This window comes from Marinimicrobium sp. UBA4509, from assembly GCF_002388575.1.
Classification (GTDB): domain Bacteria; phylum Pseudomonadota; class Gammaproteobacteria; order Pseudomonadales; family Cellvibrionaceae; genus Marinimicrobium; species Marinimicrobium koreense.
The window spans coordinates 9,636-9,901 of record NZ_DGMV01000044.1 but is presented as its reverse complement, the minus strand read 5'-3'; the positions used below and the strand labels follow the sequence as shown (position 1 = coordinate 9,901).

The 266-nt window shown below is 54.5% G+C and carries 1 pseudogene; it reads left to right on the top strand.

What is annotated here, in order from left to right:
- A pseudogene (locus B3520_RS06730) lies at nt 1–266 on the top strand (sodium:proton antiporter); the annotation flags it as partial.

Here is a 266-nt window from a genome sequence, read left to right as displayed (position 1 = left end):
TACGGGCTCGCCCTTTATGCGGTCGGACATAGTGTAAAAATGCAGGTGCGTGCCGCGCACCTTGCAGGTGTGCTCCAGCTGATTTTGGCGGTAGGCGTACTCGCCGAGGTGGTGAGACGATTTGTGTTCGGTAGTGAACCTGAATCACTGGTGATGATGGCGATCGCATTCATTGCGTTGATGGCCAATACCAGCTGTCTGTTACTCATATCCAAACACCGAGAGGGTGGGGCGCACCTGAAAGCCAGCTGGATATTCTCGGCCAA